The 15905-nt window shown below is 55.4% G+C and carries 22 protein-coding genes; 15 read left to right on the top strand and 7 right to left on the bottom strand.

What is annotated here, in order from left to right; genetic code table 11:
- Window positions 1-16 precede the first annotated feature (16 nt).
- From FH039_RS05955 to hydB, 7 genes are read right to left on the bottom strand one after another with little or no spacing between them, the layout of a single operon-like run.
- Window positions 17-466, bottom strand: a complete 450-nt coding sequence (locus FH039_RS05955; protein WP_139680579.1) for a hydrogenase maturation protease — start codon at window positions 464-466, stop codon at window positions 17-19.
- Window positions 467-470: 4 nt separating this feature from the next.
- Window positions 471-902 (bottom strand): type II toxin-antitoxin system VapC family toxin, encoded by a 432-nt coding sequence (locus FH039_RS05960; protein ID WP_139680580.1) that lies wholly within the window; start codon window positions 900-902, stop codon window positions 471-473.
- On the bottom strand, window positions 883-1092 hold the full coding sequence (locus FH039_RS05965) for a hypothetical protein (protein ID WP_139680581.1): 210 nt from the start codon (window positions 1090-1092) through the stop codon (window positions 883-885). The genes FH039_RS05960 and FH039_RS05965 overlap by 20 nt, the downstream gene beginning before the upstream one ends.
- Before the next feature lie 49 nt (window positions 1093-1141).
- Window positions 1142-2431 carry an NADPH-dependent hydrogenase/sulfhydrogenase 1 subunit alpha gene (gene hydA / locus FH039_RS05970; RefSeq protein ID WP_139680582.1) on the bottom strand — a complete coding sequence of 430 codons (1290 nt, stop codon included), beginning with the start codon at window positions 2429-2431 and terminating at the stop codon, window positions 1142-1144.
- Entirely contained in the window at window positions 2428-3219 is a 792-nt protein-coding gene (gene hydD / locus FH039_RS05975) for an NADPH-dependent hydrogenase/sulfhydrogenase 1 subunit delta (protein ID WP_139681687.1), read from the bottom strand. The genes hydA and hydD overlap by 4 nt, the downstream gene beginning before the upstream one ends.
- A gap of 10 nt (window positions 3220-3229) precedes the next feature.
- Window positions 3230-4114 carry an NADPH-dependent hydrogenase/sulfhydrogenase 1 subunit gamma gene (hydG, locus tag FH039_RS05980; protein WP_139680583.1) on the bottom strand — a complete coding sequence of 295 codons (885 nt, stop codon included), beginning with the start codon at window positions 4112-4114 and terminating at the stop codon, window positions 3230-3232.
- Window positions 4111-5214, bottom strand: coding sequence for an NADPH-dependent hydrogenase/sulfhydrogenase 1 subunit beta (gene hydB / locus FH039_RS05985; protein WP_139680584.1), 1104 nt, complete (start codon window positions 5212-5214; stop codon window positions 4111-4113). The genes hydG and hydB overlap by 4 nt, the downstream gene beginning before the upstream one ends.
- 382 nt (window positions 5215-5596) lie before the next feature.
- Between hydB and FH039_RS05990 the strand changes: the two genes are divergently transcribed.
- From FH039_RS05990 to FH039_RS06045, 15 genes are read left to right on the top strand one after another with little or no spacing between them, the layout of a single operon-like run.
- Window positions 5597-7423, top strand: a complete 1827-nt coding sequence (locus FH039_RS05990; protein WP_168188378.1) for a molybdopterin oxidoreductase family protein — start codon at window positions 5597-5599, stop codon at window positions 7421-7423.
- The gene (locus FH039_RS05995; RefSeq protein ID WP_139680586.1) at window positions 7420-7914 is read left to right on the top strand and encodes a 4Fe-4S dicluster domain-containing protein; all 495 of its coding nucleotides are present in this window, start codon (window positions 7420-7422) and stop codon (window positions 7912-7914) included. The genes FH039_RS05990 and FH039_RS05995 overlap by 4 nt, the downstream gene beginning before the upstream one ends.
- Window positions 7911-9173 carry a proton-conducting transporter transmembrane domain-containing protein gene (locus FH039_RS06000; protein WP_338064609.1) on the top strand — a complete coding sequence of 421 codons (1263 nt, stop codon included), beginning with the start codon at window positions 7911-7913 and terminating at the stop codon, window positions 9171-9173. Before FH039_RS05995 ends, FH039_RS06000 begins: the two co-directional genes overlap by 4 nt.
- Window positions 9116-9334: a hypothetical protein gene (locus FH039_RS12520; RefSeq protein WP_338064610.1), complete on the top strand. Its 219-nt coding sequence runs from the start codon at window positions 9116-9118 to the stop codon at window positions 9332-9334. The genes FH039_RS06000 and FH039_RS12520 overlap by 58 nt, the downstream gene beginning before the upstream one ends.
- Window positions 9331-10980 carry a proton-conducting transporter transmembrane domain-containing protein gene (locus FH039_RS06005; RefSeq protein WP_240703290.1) on the top strand — a complete coding sequence of 550 codons (1650 nt, stop codon included), beginning with the start codon at window positions 9331-9333 and terminating at the stop codon, window positions 10978-10980. The genes FH039_RS12520 and FH039_RS06005 overlap by 4 nt, the downstream gene beginning before the upstream one ends.
- Complete coding sequence (locus tag FH039_RS12365; protein WP_240703291.1) at window positions 10971-11114, top strand: hypothetical protein; 144 nt, start codon at window positions 10971-10973, stop codon at window positions 11112-11114. The genes FH039_RS06005 and FH039_RS12365 overlap by 10 nt, the downstream gene beginning before the upstream one ends.
- A complete protein-coding gene (locus FH039_RS06010; protein ID WP_139680587.1) occupies window positions 11111-11989 on the top strand; it encodes a respiratory chain complex I subunit 1 family protein in 879 nt (292 codons plus the stop codon). Before FH039_RS12365 ends, FH039_RS06010 begins: the two co-directional genes overlap by 4 nt.
- A 1-nt stretch (window position 11990) precedes the next feature.
- The gene (locus FH039_RS06015; RefSeq protein ID WP_139680588.1) at window positions 11991-13625 is read left to right on the top strand and encodes a hydrogenase large subunit; all 1635 of its coding nucleotides are present in this window, start codon (window positions 11991-11993) and stop codon (window positions 13623-13625) included.
- The gene (locus tag FH039_RS06020) at window positions 13622-14110 is read left to right on the top strand and encodes a 4Fe-4S dicluster domain-containing protein (protein WP_394343842.1); all 489 of its coding nucleotides are present in this window, start codon (window positions 13622-13624) and stop codon (window positions 14108-14110) included. Before FH039_RS06015 ends, FH039_RS06020 begins: the two co-directional genes overlap by 4 nt.
- Window positions 14110-14610, top strand: coding sequence for an NADH-quinone oxidoreductase subunit B family protein (locus FH039_RS06025; RefSeq protein WP_240703304.1), 501 nt, complete (start codon window positions 14110-14112; stop codon window positions 14608-14610). Before FH039_RS06020 ends, FH039_RS06025 begins: the two co-directional genes overlap by 1 nt.
- The gene (locus FH039_RS12370; protein ID WP_240703292.1) at window positions 14532-14870 is read left to right on the top strand and encodes a hypothetical protein; all 339 of its coding nucleotides are present in this window, start codon (window positions 14532-14534) and stop codon (window positions 14868-14870) included. Before FH039_RS06025 ends, FH039_RS12370 begins: the two co-directional genes overlap by 79 nt.
- Before the next feature lie 10 nt (window positions 14871-14880).
- The gene (locus FH039_RS06030) at window positions 14881-15075 is read left to right on the top strand and encodes a hypothetical protein (RefSeq protein ID WP_240703293.1); all 195 of its coding nucleotides are present in this window, start codon (window positions 14881-14883) and stop codon (window positions 15073-15075) included.
- Window positions 15068-15337, top strand: a complete 270-nt coding sequence (locus FH039_RS06035; protein WP_139680591.1) for a monovalent cation/H+ antiporter complex subunit F — start codon at window positions 15068-15070, stop codon at window positions 15335-15337. The genes FH039_RS06030 and FH039_RS06035 overlap by 8 nt, the downstream gene beginning before the upstream one ends.
- Window positions 15334-15666, top strand: coding sequence for a monovalent cation/H(+) antiporter subunit G (gene mnhG, locus FH039_RS06040; RefSeq protein ID WP_139680592.1), 333 nt, complete (start codon window positions 15334-15336; stop codon window positions 15664-15666). The genes FH039_RS06035 and mnhG overlap by 4 nt, the downstream gene beginning before the upstream one ends.
- Window positions 15659-15901, top strand: a complete 243-nt coding sequence (locus FH039_RS06045) for a hydrogenase subunit MbhD domain-containing protein (RefSeq protein WP_058939506.1) — start codon at window positions 15659-15661, stop codon at window positions 15899-15901. Before mnhG ends, FH039_RS06045 begins: the two co-directional genes overlap by 8 nt.
- Window positions 15902-15905 lie beyond the last annotated feature (4 nt).

Raw genomic sequence — 15905 nt, forward strand, 5'->3', positions numbered from 1 at the left:
CCTTCAATTATTTAATTCATTCTTTGCAGAGTTCTTCAACCAGCTCGACTACCCTTGGCAGGGCCCTTTCAACCTCCTCAGTGAGCTCCATTCCGAGGTCTATCTCCTTGGCAACGACGCCGATGAAGTGTACATCCGCCTTTGCGAGACGCTCGTCCATTGCCATCAGGAGTTTGAGCCCGTCTATGGCCCCCATGAAGTGGGCGCTCCTTATCTCGGCCTTCAGCTTATCGAAGACCTGTTCTCCCCTCAGGTGAATTATCTCGCCCGGGCGGAACTTCTCGCTCAGGATGGCGTCTATGATTATCAGCCTCTCCTCCCCCTTGTAATGGGCGGAGAGCATGAATATGTCCGTACCAACTTCGAGGACGTTGTATCCCTTCTCCGTGAGTATTCTGCCGGCCTTCAGTCCGATCCCATCGTCCTTCATAAGCTCGTTGCCGAGGGCAAGGATTAGGGTTCTCATGGAATCACCCCGTTATGAGTTCAACACCTTCCCCCTTTGCAGGCCCTATGAAATCCTCGTCGAGGGTCGCTAATGCGAAGCCGTGCTCGATGCAGGTTGCAAGAATCAGCGCATCGTTGGGGAGCATTGCGTATTTCTCGATGAGTTCTATTGCCCTGAAGAGCGTCCCTTGCGATGATTCAATAAATCCAAAGCTCCTTAGAGCTTTGAAAACAGCCTGAATCTCCGGCGGCAGTTTGTCCTTCCTTCCTTTGAGGGTCCTGGGTGCGAGTTTTGAGAAGTAGCTGAGGAGCAGATACGTAACCTCACTAAACACAGTTTCGGTTATGTAAAGGGCAATATCTTCGTTCTCAAAGGACTCAAAGAGTTCAACCGCCCGTTCGCTACCCTTGAAGTACTCCACAATGAGAGAGCTGTCAACCAGTAATTCCCTCATAGTACTCCTCCTTGAGCTCCTTCCAGGATTTATCGGTCTTCATGATGCCCTTAAGCTTCTTCATGTTTTCAAAGAGTTCGTCCTTGTGAGAGAGATACCATGCCATAGCCTCAACGTCCTTCCTGAAGGTCTCGGCGTACTTCTTGGGTACCTTCACGTGTATAACAAGGTCAACAATTTCTTCGGCCATAATACTCCCTGGTATTTTTCTGTCACCAGCCCTTAAAAAAGTTGAGAAATCAGAGCCTCGCCACGTGCACCGAACAGGAGATGCACGGGTCGTAGGCGCGAACGACCATCTCGGCGAGGTACTTGAGCCTCTCCGGGTCGTCGTTGTAGTGCTTCTCGGCCATCATCCTCACGTGAACCTCCATCATGGCGAGGTTGAATGCCGTTGGAGTTATAATGTCGGCGTAGGAAACCCTTCCGTCCTTGACTTCAAGGGCATAGACGAGGATTCCGCGCGGGGCCTCGGTCGTGCTGACGCCGAAGCCGTCCTTCACCTCAACCCCCTCCCTCGGTGCTATCGGCCACTTCGCCAGGGCCTCGTCTATGAGGTCTATAGCCCTCTCCGTGAAGTAGACCAGCTCAAGCGCCTGGGCGAGGTTGTTCGCGAAGGGGTTGGTCGGCCTGAGCAGATCCCTGTGGCTCTCGTAGAGCTCTTTCGCCCTTCCATAGAGCTTGTCAGCGTGGTTGACGACGCGGGATATGGCTCCGGTCATGAAGGGCTTTTCGCCGTTGTAGAAGCTGTGCTTGGCGAAGCTGTGCTCCACAACGCGCTCGACCATGTGCATCTTGTAGTCCTCGCTCGGGAACTCAAAGCCGTCGCTGACGCTTATGGCGTCGCCGTATATGCCGTAGACGTCTCCCCTCGGCTTCACGGCCATGTGGATTATCGGCCCCTCAACCTCCTCGTACTGCTCAAGCTTTGCAAAGAGTTCAAAGGTATACTCGGCCTTTGGGAGTGCCTCGCTGAGGCGCTTCTTCATGGTCTCAAGGGTGGCCTTGTCGGGCAGCTTGCCGAAGCCTCCGAGGACCACGTTCTCCTGGTGGATCGCCCTCGCTCCGAGTTCGTCCATCATCCAGCTTCCGAGGTTCTTTAGGTCGAGGGCGATGCCTATCTCCTTCTTGTACTCGTTAACCATCTTGAGCGGGTTGGAGTAGCCGAGGTAGTCCGGGAGGACGAGGAGGTACAGGTGGAGCGCGTGGCTCTCTATCATGTCGCCGATGTAGAGGACCTCTCTGAGTGCCTGGATTTCCTCGCGGGGTTCAAAGCCTATCGCCTTTTCAGCGGCCTCAACGGCGGTGAGCTTGTGGGCGGCCGAGCAGAAGGAGCATATCCTCGGGTAGACAGCCAGGGCCTCGTCGAGCTTCTTACCTATGGTTATCGCCTCGAAGAACCTCGGGCCCTCTATGATGTTGAGCCTGACCTCCTTGACGCCATCGTCGCCCACTATGATTTCCACGCCGCCCTTGCCCTCAACGCGCGCTATGTGGTCAACGGTGATGGGAAGGTAAAGGTTCTTCATTCTTCCACCCCCTGGAATATCTTCTCAACCATCTCCTCAAGCTTCGGGTTGTGGGCGTTGAACATCTTCATGCGCTGGAGTATATCCTCCTTGCTGATTCCCTTCTCCTTGAACGTCCTGGCGAGTGAGTCGAACCAGGCAACGTCGTAGCCTATCGCTCCCCTGCAGCCGATGCACGCCACTCCAAAGCCTGGGCACCTTGCGTCGCAGCCGGCCCTCGTTATCGGGCCAAGGCACGGCTCTCCTTTCTCTATGAGTATGCACGGGTGTCCCTTCAGCCTGCACTCGACGCAGACCGGGTAGTCTATGTCCTCTGGCCAAGAACCAACGAGGAACGTGCCGAGCGCGTAGAGGAAGTCCTTCTTCTCCGGCGGGCAGCCGTAGATGCGGTGGTCAACCTTGATGTAGTTCTCGACCGGCTCGGCCATCTTCGGCTCGAACTTGACCTTCCCATCGCCGTAAACGGTCTTCCAGAGCTCCTCAAGGCTTTTGTCCTTCTCCCAGCTCTGCACGCCGCCGTGGACTGCACAGGAGCCAACGGCAACCACTATCTTCGCGTTCTCACGTATCCTCTTGACGAGCTCGACCTCCTCCTCGGTGGAGACGCTTCCCTCGATGAAGGCTATATCGACTGGCTCGTCCTCGTAGCTGTCGCGCTCAAGCATGAACCAGCAGACGATCTCCGCTTTTGGCAACAGCTGGAGTATCTCGTCCATCATGGCCAGCTGGAGCTGGCACCCGTAGCATGAGGTGAGAGCGTAAAACCCAATTCTGACCTTTCCTTCCATCTCCACCACCTCAGTCCAGTAAGCCGGGCGTTGATACTATGTCGAAGTACGTGAAGACCGGGCCGTCCTTACAGATGTACTTCCAGCTCGTGCTCGTTCCAACGTTGCAGTGGCCGCACTTTCCTATTCCGCACTTCATCTTCCTCTCCAGCGTGACGAATATGTTCTCGGGCCTGTAACCGTAGTTGATGAGGGACTCGAAGACGGCCTTGTACATCCTCGGCGGACCACAGATGGCTATGGCGGTCTTCTTCGGGTTGGTGTTGGCCTCGACTATGAAGTTCTGCGGTCTTCCGTGCAGACCTGGCCACTCGGGGTCTCTCGTCACGCTTTGGATTATCTTGACGTTCTCGGCCTCGGCGAGGTCCTTCATGGCCTCGAGCTCCTTGTAGAACAGGAGGTCCTTTCCGTAGCGGGCGGTGTTGATGAAGGTTATGTTGCCGTACTTCCAGCGGTTGTCCATGGCATAGAGGAAGACGCTCCTGAGCGGGGCCGTTCCCAATCCAGCGGCTATGAGGAAAAGGTCCATGCCCTCCCACTCGTCAACGGGGAATCCGTTTCCGTAGGGGCCGCGAACGAGGACGGTGTCACCGGGCTGGAGCCTGTGGATGACCGTGGTGACCCTTCCGGCCTTCCTGATGCACAGCTCGAAGAATCCCTTCCTCATCGCTGAGGAGCATATGCTTATTGGCACCTCACCAACACCGGGGATTGTGAGCTGGACGAACTGACCGGGCTTAAACGTCCACTTTTCGGCCAGCTCGGGATCCTCAAACCTGAACAGGAACAGCTTCTCCTTCTCGGTGAGCTGGTAGACCTTGAGGACCTTGACCTTGTGGAGCGCATAGGGGTTCTCCTCCGGCATCATAATCTCCCTGGGAACTACCTCGCTCATATGTCCTCACCCCTTATCTCCGAAGCATAGGCGAATCCCCTCTTCGGGATTTCTTCGCTTATCTCGGACGGACAGGTCTTCTCCTCTAGCCCCATGATCGTGCGCAGGTTCTTCACGAAGCTTATGCCCGCCGGGCAGAAGTAGGTGCACCTTCCGCAGCCGACGCAGTAGCTTATGCCGAGCTTCTCGTTGTAGGAGTTCTTACAGAGGTAGCGGTTCATGAAGCGGCTCTTCTTGGTCGGCCTGAAGTTGTGGTTTCCAGCAACGAGTCCGTGGCTCCTGAGCTGGCAGGAGTCCCAGCGCCTCTCGCGGTAGCCGGTTTCACCGTCGAGGCTGACTATGTCCTGCACCTCGTAGCAGCGGCAGGTCGGGCAGGTGGTGTTGCAGTTGCCGCAGGCGAGGCATATCTCAGCCTGCTCGTCCCACATCGGGTGCTCCATCTCGAGCTCTAGGAGGTAGCGCAGGTTGCTCCAGTCCTCGTGGTACTTGAAGGCCTTCGAGCGTTTGTTCTCGAACTCCCTGAAGTTGCAGATGTCCTCGGTGGTGACCTCCTCGAAGAGCTTGATGTTCTTATCCACTATCCTGTGGCCGATGGGAGTTCCGACGCGGACGAGCCAGCCGTCCGGAAGCTCGTGCAGGAACAGGTCGAAGCCGTCGTCGGCGAAGTCGGTCTCGCGGAGGTTGCAGAAGCAGTACTCGTCGGGCATGCAGCTGATGCCTATGATTATGCCCTTCTCCCTGCGGACCTTGTAGTACTTGTCCGGGAGCTCGTCGAGGTAGATGGTGTCGAGTATCTTGAGGCCGAAGATGTCGCAGGCGTGGAGGCCGAAGAGCACAAACGGCTCCACATCTTCAATAACTTCCTTGTACTCCGCCTTCCTGATGTTGAACTCGAAGAGCTTCTCCCTGGGAAGGAAGAAGAACTTCTTCGGCGGCATTATGGTTCTGTTGTAGCTGAACTCTACCTTTTTGACGTCGTCTATTTCCCTGAAGTCGTAGAACTTCTCGGATATCTTAACCGGGGCGTAGAGCTTGCCCCACTCTTTCAGCCTCTCGAGGAAAATATGGGTGTTCTCCTTCGGGAGCTTAACGTATCTCAAACCAACCACCTCCAGTGAACATAAATATACACGTGCTCATGTTTATCCCCTCAATTGATGCTTGGCCGGAGGTTAAAAAAGCGTTTTTAAACCCGAAAATTCTAAACCAAAGGTTGAAACGGTTTTGTTTTCGTATCATGTGGGATATAAAACAAAAGAGTTTATTCTTTTTTCTGGTCACGCCGGAATCTAAGTGTGCATTTCTGATTTTAAGGCTCCAGAACCTTTAGTTTTGGAAATACGGTTTTGGAAAGCCCTTTAAGTGGAGTTATCACAACCTCTGAATGAACATAAATGATGATATGTTCCATCGTGTTCATCACTGGGAGGGAGCTGGATGCGCACCATCGTCACGTGCTTTCACTGTGGCATTGGTTGCCGGATGGGGGTGAAGAAAAAACATTCACGTCCCCATGAGATAAATTATCTTCGAGATTTGGACGTCCCTAATGGCTCCGGCAAGCTCTGCTCGTGGGGAAATCTGATGTTCGAACCTGGCGTTGGGAGTAACCGAATAAAACGCCCTATGAGGGCTTTGGAGGAAGGAAAGTTTGTTGAGATTGGCTGGACGGACGCCCTTCGTGAGGTTGGTTTTCAGTTATCTAAATACGCCCGCGATGACCCTGAGATGCTTGGTTTCATAGGTGGGGAGATTGTATCAAATGAGTCGGCGTATCTATTTCAGAAGCTTGCCAGGTTGCTTGGTACCAACAACGTCGATACAACCGCCTCCCTTTCCCATGGGGTTTCGATTAGGGCGGTTCTTGAAATGGACGCGTGGGGCCACTGGGCAACCTTTACGGATATCGACGGGGCAGACCTGATCATAGTCTGGGGAGCAGATCTGGCGGGAAATTACCCGGTACTGCTCGGGAGGATTGCCAGGGCAAGAGAGCGTGGGGCGAGGGTAATTCTCGTGGATCCTGTAACCGGGAGAACATCGAAATTTGCCGATTTCCACCTTCGGCCCCTGCCGGGTACGGACGTCTTCCTCGCGCTCTCTATTATGAACCACCTGATAAAAACCGACGAACGCTTCGGGGCAGTCCTTCCGGAGGACGTCCTAAGACTCGTATCGAGGTTCCCTCCGTCGTATGGAGAGGAGCTGACGGGGGTTCAGGAGAGGGTTATAGATGCCGTTGCACAGGAAATCCTCAGATCCTCTCGTGGAATCATTCTCTGGGGTTCAGGAGTTACAATGAATGAAAACGGTGCCTCCTGCGTGAGGACTCTAATCACGCTCACCTTCATTTCAGGAATGAAGTTTCTTCCCATCTCGAGGTACGGGAACTCCCAGGGTATCCTCGACATGGGACTCATTCCCGACCTGCTCCCGGGTTATATCCCCTGCGGTGAAAGAGGGGATTTTCAGAAGGCATGGCTTGTTGAGGGTCTGAATCCTAACCCCGGGAAATCGCTTGCTGAAATGCTGGATGGTGGTATTGATGTGTTCTACATCCTCGGGGCGGATTTAACCCGCCATATCCCGGGTGCCCTCGATACCCTGAGGAACGCGGAATTCGTTATTCTGCAGGACTCGTTTATGACCGAGACGGCCAAGTTTGCCGATATAATCCTTCCAAGTGCTCTTCTCTACGAGGAAGGCGGCTCGACGACGAACTTCGAACGAAGGGTTCTGTGGTGTGGAAAAGCCAAAAGACCTCCCGGTGAAGCACGGGGTGCGGTTTCGATTCTTGGGGAGATTGGAAAGGCCATGAACCTCCCAAGCTTCGGTTATACCTTTCCCGAAGAGGTGCTTAGGGAGATAAGCCTTCTTATTCCGGAATATCCTGGGCCGAGGAAGCTAGTGGGGATTCCAGAAGGTGTTTTACTCGAAAGACCCCCAGGGGTAAAGCGAAGGTTTGCCTCCGTAATTCCATCCAGGCCTCCTGAAGGGGAGATACTTCTCATTCGGGGGCATTCCGGTCGATTTATGCCGGGTTTATTGGCCGGGAGAATGGGGGAGACTGATACCGCCCTCATAAGCCCCGAGGATGCATCGCGCCTCGGCGTTTCAAGCGGCGACAAGATTGCGATTGAAGTCGGGGACAACAAGATAGTTGTAAGGGCTAAGATCTCAAACCGCACGCTCAAGGGAGTCGTTGTGGTGCACTGGGACCTTGTGCGGGCCGCATTGTCGTTAGGGTCCCTTAGGAACTTTTTGGTATCCAAGGCCTGCCCCTGCAGGATTCGGAGGGATGAAATGTGAAGAAGGTGTTCATTGACTTCAGGAGGTGCATAGGTTGCGGCTCCTGCGAGGCGGCCTGCGCGAGGGAGCACAACGGGAAGCCGAACATATCCATCGTGCAGACGTCCGAACTAATGATGATGTCCTTCAACTGCCGTCACTGTGAGAACGCCCCCTGCATGCTCATCTGTCCAGCGAGGGCGCTTTACAGAGACGAGGACGGGGCCGTTCGCGTTAAATACCATGAATGCATTGGCTGCATGCTGTGTTCTATCGCCTGTCCCTTTGGAACACCACGTTTTGACGAACGCCTCAAGGTCATGGTGAAGTGCGACCTCTGCGCCAACCGGAGGGCGGAGGGCAAGCTTCCAGCCTGCGTTGAGACCTGCCCAATGGATGCGCTGATTCTAGCCACCGAGGAGGAGATAGTGGGGATGAAGCTGAAGGAGGCTGCCGTCAGGAGGGAGGAGTTCATCAGGAAAGTTGAAGACATGATGGGGTGTGGGCCATGATTGCGCTCGTACTCTCTTCAATAGCGCTCGCCTATCTCGGGGTTGTATGCTTCGTGCTCGATGACAGGAGGGCAGACACGGTAATGCTCCCCCTGCTCTGGTTGTCTTCCCTGATTCAGGTTCTTGTTGCGGCGGTGTTTTACCGCTCCCCAGACCCGATTCACGCTGTGTTCCTTGACATGAATGGATTTGGGGAGGTTTACGGCCTTAGGATAGACGGCACGAGCGTCTTCACGGCGTTCGTTGTTTCCACGGCGGGGGCGGTGTTCCTGACCTATGCCGTCCGCTATATGGATGAAAAGAACGTCGGCCACCCACACAGGGGGCAGAAGGGCCGGTTCTACGGCTGGATGATGCTGTTCCTTGGTTCAACGCTGGCTTTCATATACTCCTCCACGGTGCTCCAGATGCTGATATTCTTTGAGCTTATGAGCCTCGCGTGCTGGGGTGTTGTGGGGTTCTATGGCAGTAAAAGGGCGGAACGGGCGGCGCTCAAGGCCCTGCTGATTCCCAACTTCGGGGCCATAATCGGCTTCTACACAGCGGTGGCGTATGGAATCAAATACGGGGACCTTGGGCTTGACTTCCTGGGAGCACTTCCTGAGAGGGAGAAGATGATACTGTTCCTGTGCTTTATGGTGGCCGCGTTTACCAAGAGCGCCCAGTTTCCGCTCTACTCGTGGATCCCGGACGCAATGGAGGCCCCGACCCCGGCAAGTGCCTTTCTCCACGGCGCAGCCATGGTAGAGATGGGGGTCTACCTTCTGATAAGGGTCGTCCAGTTCATGGAGCCCCCAGTCACCGTTTTCTACCCCATGGCGTTGATTCTCGTGGCAACCCTCACCGTTGCAATGCTCCAGTATCCGAGGCAGAGCGATGCCAAGAAACTGCTGGCGTATTCCACGATAGCGGAGTGTGCCATAATGTACACCGGTGTCGCCATTGCCGTCCTCGGAAACCCCCTCGGAATTAAAGCCGCGCTCTTTCAGCTGATGAACCACGCTTACCTCAAGGGACTGGCCTTCCTGACGGCTGGATCGTTTACCTACTACTACGGGACGCTGGACATGGGGAGGATAAAGGGCCTGAAGGAAACCCCCTCCTGGCATACTCATGGAGCTTTTCCCTACTTGGACTCGCGGGCCTGCCCCCGTTTGGGGTGTTCTTTAGCAAGCTCTACATATACCTCAACGCCGGGAAGATGTACGATGTCCCGCTCGGAATCCTGCTCCTCCTCGTGGTTCTCGCGGATTCGGTAGTTCTTCTGTACTCAGCACTGAGGAGTATCAACTCCATGATATTCAGTGAAGGGGAGCCGAGAAGGGTGGACGGAATCGTAAGTGGGGCACTGTGTTCGCTTATCCTCCTCTCCCTCACGTCCGCCTTTATTGGCTACGCCCTTCTGGGGGTGGTACAATGATATTTGCGCTGATGTTTCTCCTGGCTATCATCGTAGGACTGGTGTCCAGAAACTCAAAGGTAGTGAGCGTTCTCTCGGCGCTCGCGTCCATTTCCCTGGTGGTTGAGGCTACTGGGGGAATTGTCTTCCACACCGCCATCTCAGGAATCACCGTTGCCTTTGCCACCGATGAACTGTCCAGGTTCTTCGCCATACTCGTGGGGGTGGCGGGCTTTGCTGTCTCCGTGTACTCGCTCTCCTATATGGGCAGGAGGCACCTCGTGACCGCAGCATACCCCCTATTTGTGCTTTCTATGGCCTTGATAGTCCTCGCCAGGGACTTCCTCACGCTCCTGATTTTCTGGGAGCTGATGACGGCCGCCTCCTACGTCCTCATCATGTATAACCACGAGAGGAGGGAAACCCTGAGGGCCAGCGTCGTGTACCTTGTTGCAATGCACGCCCTGAACACTGCACCCCTGATTATAGGGCTGGGCTATGTCTACAGTCATGCGGGAACCCTCGACTATTCGGCGCTAAGCGGTACTGTAGTTCCCTCATGGGTGATCTGGGCATTGACCGTGGGGTTCCTAGCAAAGGCGGGCATTTTCCCCCTGCATTTCTGGCTCCCTGAGGCCCATCCCGTTGCACCGAGTAATGTTTCGGCACTCCTCAGTGGGGTTATGCTCAAAATGGCGGTCTATGGGATGTTAAGAACCTTGGAAACGTTCGGTAGGGCGGGTTCAATAGCAGTCCCGCTTGTGGTGCTCTCAATCGTCACAATCGCCCTCGGTTCGTTGCTGGCACTCAACCAGAAGGACATCAAGAGGATGATGGCCTACTCGAGCATCGACAACATGGGGTACATATTCCTCGCCATTGGGGCGTACCTGCTCCTTTCGGGGGAGCTCAAGGAAGTGGCCATAACAGCCGTCCTACTGCACTCCTTCAACCACATGCTGTTCAAGAACCTCCTTTTCATGCTCTCTGGCAACATCCTCCACGCAACAGGAAGGAAGGACACGGGCATCAGGGGGCTCTCAAGAGAGATGCCTATCACGTTCAGGCTGTCAATCGTTGGAATCCTTGCAGTGTCAGGTGTACCCCCCCTGAATGGCTTTGCGAGCAAGTGGCTGATTTACAGGGCGACATTCCTATCGAAGAACCCTCTCCTGGTGGCGGGCGGTGCAGTTGCACTCCTCGGGAGCGCGCTCACCCTGGCGGCCTACCTCAAGCTTTACCGTGTGTTTACCTGCGAGCCAAACGTCGAAGCCGAGGAGGCTCCCTTACCAATGCTTCTTGGCGAGGGGATTCTTGCGTTCCTCTGCGTTGTGGGTGGTGTTGTTCCCGGTATGCTCCTGCGCCCAGTGGGCCTTCCCTACCCAGCAACGCTTGACCTCCCGCTCTTCACCCTGATAATAGCTGTGCTCATTGCGTCCCTGCTCGTGGCGCTGCCTCCCCGGGCAAGGGAGAGCGGAGTCTGGACCAACGGGGAGCCCGTAGAGGAGTTTGAGATAAAGCCGGAGCACATGTACACCGGCGTTTCGGGGGCAGTGCAGAGGATCTCGGCAGCGGGAGACAGAATCCAGTCCCTGGCACTATCCGGGAGCAGGTTCTACCGTTCGACTGGAGGGGTTACATTGACGAGGCACTGTTCATGCCGCTGATCAGGCTCTCCTGCGGGTTCGGTGCATGCTTCAAGGAGCTGTCGAAGGAGCTGAACGGGATGCTCGCGACAACTTTCCTCGTGCTCGTGGCGATGGTAATCGCGTTCCTAGCCTTCGTGGGGGTGATAGGATGAACGCTCAGGACGCCGCCCCAATCATCGTGCCTCTGATGGTCCCTTTCATTGATGGGGTTGCAAGAAAGGTCCGAGCAGTGATTCAGAAGCGTGTCGGCCCATCGATTGTCCAGAGCTGGTACGACCTGCTGAGCTTTTTGAGGATAGAATGTAACTCCCCCGTGGATTCCCTGACATTCAGACTGGCCCCCTACATTGCCTTTGCGAGCGCCATAGGGATGCTCCTGTTCCTGCCCTTTGGAGAAAAGGCACCCTTTGGGTTCGAGGGGGACGTCATAGCCTTTATCTACGTCTTCACGATGTTCTCAGCCGCTGTCGTGATGGGGGCTCTGAGCGTTCCCAGCTCCTACACATCTGCCGGTGCCGGCAGGGAGGTCACGATGTCCATAGTGTTCAAACCGCTTTTCGCGGTTGTTATTGGAATATTCGCGATGAAAACCGGTGCTTTAACCATAGAGGGCATGGCGTCAGCATTAAAACCCTCAATATCAGTACTCGGCGCATACCTTCTGCTGATTTATCTGACGTACGTTGAGGCTGGTTTCGTGCCGTATGACATAGCCGAAGCGGAAACGGAGCTCCTCGGTGGTCCCCTTGCTGAGTACAGCGGAAGACTGTTTGCGATTATGTTGTGGGCGTTCCAGATAAAGCGGTTCGCCATGATATGGTTGCTGGCGTCAATGCTCGTCCTTCCATTCGTGAGCGGTAGTACTGTGTTACTGTTCCAGTGCGGTGCGTTTGCACTCCTTTTCCTTGGAATGGTCGTGTATGAGGCGATGAGTGCCCGCTACCGCATCGATCAGGCCGTTAGAAATGGGACCATGGCCTTGACCCTCGGAATTTTCTTCCTGCTCGTTGGATGGATGGGGTGGTAATATGATAGCGGAGTTTGAGGCTAGGTTTGGGCCGATCCTTGAAAAGAGAACTCTCGGCGAGAAAAAAGTGCTGTACACGATAATGGCGAGGCCAGAGGACTTTCAGAATATGGTTAGGTCCCTTCTCGCTGGGCAGAATGTAAGGCTCTTTACAATGGTTGGGACTGACGAAAGGGCGGTCGAAGATGCATTCAGCATAACGTACTGGTTCGCGGATACCTCTAAGGGAGAACTCCTGGGCGTGAGGCTATACGTCCCCGAGGACAAGCCGGTGTTTCCGAGCGTGGCCCAGTTCCATAGGGGCGCTCTATGGTTCGAGAGGGAAGTTCAGGATCTTCTCGGCGTTGAGGCGGAGGGTCTGCCGGATCGGAGGAGGTTGATACTGCCCGACGACTGGCCGGAGGGTGTTTATCCCCTCAGGGAGGACTTCAAGTACTCGGAAAGCCCGCCGGGCGAGAAGAGGTATCCCTACGCCCGACCTCCCGAAGGCACGAGTGTTCACGCGATAGGGCCGTACCACATCGCCCTCGACGAGCCGGCGCACTTCAGACTCTTTGTCAGGGGGGAGGAAATTGTAGGTGTCGATTACAGGGGCTTCTACTCCCACCGGGGAATTGAAAAGCTCGCGAGGGGCAGGCTGAACTACAACCAGGTGTGCTTCATAGCCGAGAGAATCTGCGGGATATGTGGTTTCTGTCATTCAACGGCCTACGCCCAGGCAATAGAGGAGGCCGCCGGAATAGAAGTTCCTGAGAGGGCCGAGTACATCAGAACACTGCTTCTCGAACTTGAACGGCTCCACTCCCACTTCCTGTGGATTGGTGTTGCGGCACATCTTGTGGGCTTTGACACCGCGTTCATGGAAGTCTGGCGTATAAGGGAGAGGGTCATGTGGCTGGCTGAGAGGCTAACCGGGAACAGAAAGACCTACGGGCTCGTCGTCGTTGGAGGCGTGAGGAGAGACCTCCTTGATTACCGAAGGGAGCTTGTGGAGAGGGAACTCGATGTAATGAAGAGGGAATTCAACGATGTTGTGGAGTTCCTCCTATCCTCCGCCGGGTTCATCAAAAGATGTGAAGGGGTTGGAGTGCTGTCAAAAGAAAAGGCGCGGGCCTGGGACACGTGTGGGCCGGTTGCAAGGGCGTCTGGTGTGGACTACGACGTCAGGAGGGACTTTCCCTACGCTGCATACAGGGATTTGAGCTTTGAAGTTCCGGTCGAGAAGGAAGGGGACGTTCTGGCGAGGGCCATTGTTAGGATAGAGGAGGTACGGCAGAGCATCTCAATAATTAAGCAGGTTCTCGACGCGATGCCCGGCGGGGGCATCTTAGCGGACTTTGGGGATATCCCGGAGGGAGCGGAAGGCATCTCAGCCGTGGAGGCCCCCAGGGGTGAGAACGTACACTACATCCTGGCGGGGGACAGAAATACCATCTACCGCTGGCGCGTGAAGGCCGCCACATACAACAACCTGCAAACTGTGCCGGACATGCTCGTCGGTTACACGATAGCGGACGCACCTTTGATTATAGCCAGCATCGACCCGTGTTACTCCTGCACTGAGAGGGTTCAGGTGGTTGATATCGAGAGTGGAAAGTCAAAGGTGGTGCGGCTGGGGGTGGGAATTTGCCGGTGACCAAGGCATACCCATTCGAGCCCGAAGAAGCTCCTCCGGAATACAGGGGCATCCCCTGGATAGACCCCGTGCTCTGCATAGGTTGCGGTGCCTGCGCCAACGCTTGTCCGCCGAACGCGATACTGAGGATAGACGACCCCGAAAACGGGACGAGAAGGATAGTGCTCGACGTGGGCAGGTGCATAAGGTGCGCCCGCTGCGAGGAAGTCTGCCCGACGGGTGCGGTCAGGCTCACCGCGGAGTTTGAGGCCGCCACCGATGACAGGAACGATCACGTGGAGATTGTTGAGCTGAGGCTCGCCAGGTGCAGGGGCTGCGGGAAGTATACCTGCTACACTGAAAGGCAGGTGGAGAAGGTACTGTCTCTGATTCCGAGGGGAATCCTTGACTTTGACAGGGTGAGGGAAAAACTCCCCCTCTGTTCCGAGTGCAAGCTGAAGCTGACGGTACTCAATGCCACCAAGTTCGGGGAGGTGGAGCCGTGATGAAATCCCTTTGGGTCTTCCACGTGAATACCGGGGCCTGCAACGGCTGCGACATAGAGATACTAGACGTGCTCACCCCATACTATGACATAGAGAGGCTCGGAGTAAAGCTCGTCCCAACGCCGAGGCACGCCCACGCCCTCCTGGTCACCGGACCCTTAACGAGGCAGGCATACCATGCGGCCAAGATGGCCTACGAAGCCATGCCACCAAAGCCGAGGATTGTCATAGCCGTAGGAACCTGTGCGTGTTCCGGAGGGATATTTCACGACAGCTACGCCCTGAGGCGCGAGTACAGGGAGTCCCTTGAATACCCTCTGAAGGGTGGAACCTCAGAGTTCCTGCCTGTGCACCTCTACATCCCAGGATGCCCCCGAGGCCAGAGGAAATCCTCTACGGCATTGCGCTCCTCAAAAACATCGTGGAGAAAAAAGTCAGGGAAAGGCGGTTCAGTGAGGGCACCTTCGTTCTCCCGAGGGAGAGCTTCAACGCGTGGGTAGAGGTCCTTCTCCGCGCAAGGATAAGAAAGGAGCTGGGCTATTTCGATGGTTACTCTCTGCTCAGACGCTTTATGGAACTCGTTGAAAGCTCCGAAAGCAAAGAAGAGTTGGAAAAACTCGTTGAGAGGACCATAAATGACGAGGGCGATTCTAGGCTCAGATACGGCCTTGAGAAGCTTTATTCCTACTATCTTGAGGTGGTGAGAACTTATGAGGGCATACTTGCTGCGAAGAGGGCGCTCGTTGGGCTTCCAAAATGAGGTCTCCCGGGTGCTGGACCACTTCGAGTCCAGTGCACTGGTTGAGGAGGTAATCTGCGAGATAAGTCCCGAAACCGCGAGTCTGCTGGAGAAAGGTGTCCTTGACATCGAAGCGTTCCCCAGGGAGGACAGGAGGATCGTAGAAAAACATCTGGAGGCCCTCAGGAAAGGAGAAATCACGGTGGGGTGGGTTCCTGATGTTTGAGCACACAATTCCCGTCCTGATGGCGCTCTACGGAGTTGCCGGGGTAGTCTATTTCATAAGGGTGCTACTGGGCCCCACGGTTCTCGATTCAATACTCGCGGGAGATTGTGTAAGCCTTGACGTCGCCTTGATTGCACTCCTCGTATCGGTGTACTACGAAAACAACCTGCTCGCGGGGGGAGCCTTCTTCCTTGTTCTCTGGGCGTTCGTGCTCGACGTGTTCGCGTCAAAGTACCTCGTTAAAGGGGAGGTGGGGGTATGATACTCTCGTTCATCGGGGTTGTACTGCTCATCGTAGGGGCAGTCTGTGATATATTTGGGGCCATCGGGATGCATCGCTTTGGAAACTTCTACCTAAGGCTCCATGCTGCAACCGTTGGTACGGTGGGAGGAAAGTTCTACCCCTTCATCGGGGCGGGCCTCATTGCTCTCGACAGGGGACTGCTCTCCGTGGCGGGGGTGGCTTTCCTGAGTGCATTCACCCTGTTGATAACGACATCTGTTGGGAACCATGCGCTTGCCTACGCCGCTGAGAGGGCAGGGGTGGTGAAGATTGAGCACAACGAGCTTGGAGGGGATTGGGATGATTGAGCTTGCGGCCCTTGCCCTGCTCGGTTGCCTTGGGCTCGCATACCTTGTGGTCACGGAGAGGGATCTGCTGAGGGCCATCCTCTACACCGGGCTCTTTGGTGGTCTCGTAATCCTCGCAGCGTACACCCTCATGGCACCTGACATAGTACTCGCCTACGTTGCCATTTCCGTCGCTCTATCCACGGGCCTGATGGTGTTTCTCGTTAGCAAAACAACTCGGGAAGAGGTGGTGTGATTGA

It is taken from the genome of Thermococcus indicus (assembly GCF_006274605.1).
GTDB classification, from domain to species: domain Archaea; phylum Methanobacteriota_B; class Thermococci; order Thermococcales; family Thermococcaceae; genus Thermococcus; species Thermococcus indicus.

Excerpts from the sequence above, each read along its gene's own strand:
- FH039_RS05955 (WP_139680579.1), bottom strand. The coding sequence starts at position 466 with ATGAGAACCCTAATCCTTGCCCTCGGCAACGAGCTTATGAAGGACGAT.
- FH039_RS05960 (WP_139680580.1), bottom strand. The coding sequence starts at position 902 with ATGAGGGAATTACTGGTTGACAGCTCTCTCATTGTGGAGTACTTCAAG.
- FH039_RS05965 (WP_139680581.1), bottom strand. The coding sequence starts at position 1,092 with ATGGCCGAAGAAATTGTTGACCTTGTTATACACGTGAAGGTACCCAAG.
- hydA (WP_139680582.1), bottom strand. The coding sequence starts at position 2,431 with ATGAAGAACCTTTACCTTCCCATCACCGTTGACCACATAGCGCGCGTT.
- hydD (WP_139681687.1), bottom strand. The coding sequence starts at position 3,219 with ATGGAAGGAAAGGTCAGAATTGGGTTTTACGCTCTCACCTCATGCTAC.
- hydG (WP_139680583.1), bottom strand. The coding sequence starts at position 4,114 with ATGAGCGAGGTAGTTCCCAGGGAGATTATGATGCCGGAGGAGAACCCC.
- FH039_RS05990 (WP_168188378.1), top strand. The coding sequence starts at position 5,597 with ATGGGGGTGAAGAAAAAACATTCACGTCCCCATGAGATAAATTATCTT.
- FH039_RS06000 (WP_338064609.1), top strand. The coding sequence starts at position 7,911 with ATGATTGCGCTCGTACTCTCTTCAATAGCGCTCGCCTATCTCGGGGTT.
- FH039_RS12520 (WP_338064610.1), top strand. The coding sequence starts at position 9,116 with ATGTACGATGTCCCGCTCGGAATCCTGCTCCTCCTCGTGGTTCTCGCG.
- FH039_RS06005 (WP_240703290.1), top strand. The coding sequence starts at position 9,331 with ATGATATTTGCGCTGATGTTTCTCCTGGCTATCATCGTAGGACTGGTG.
- FH039_RS12365 (WP_240703291.1), top strand. The coding sequence starts at position 10,971 with ATGCCGCTGATCAGGCTCTCCTGCGGGTTCGGTGCATGCTTCAAGGAG.
- FH039_RS06010 (WP_139680587.1), top strand. The coding sequence starts at position 11,111 with ATGAACGCTCAGGACGCCGCCCCAATCATCGTGCCTCTGATGGTCCCT.
- FH039_RS06015 (WP_139680588.1), top strand. The coding sequence starts at position 11,991 with ATGATAGCGGAGTTTGAGGCTAGGTTTGGGCCGATCCTTGAAAAGAGA.
- FH039_RS06025 (WP_240703304.1), top strand. The coding sequence starts at position 14,110 with ATGAAATCCCTTTGGGTCTTCCACGTGAATACCGGGGCCTGCAACGGC.
- FH039_RS06035 (WP_139680591.1), top strand. The coding sequence starts at position 15,068 with ATGTTTGAGCACACAATTCCCGTCCTGATGGCGCTCTACGGAGTTGCC.
- mnhG (WP_139680592.1), top strand. The coding sequence starts at position 15,334 with ATGATACTCTCGTTCATCGGGGTTGTACTGCTCATCGTAGGGGCAGTC.
- FH039_RS06045 (WP_058939506.1), top strand. The coding sequence starts at position 15,659 with ATGATTGAGCTTGCGGCCCTTGCCCTGCTCGGTTGCCTTGGGCTCGCA.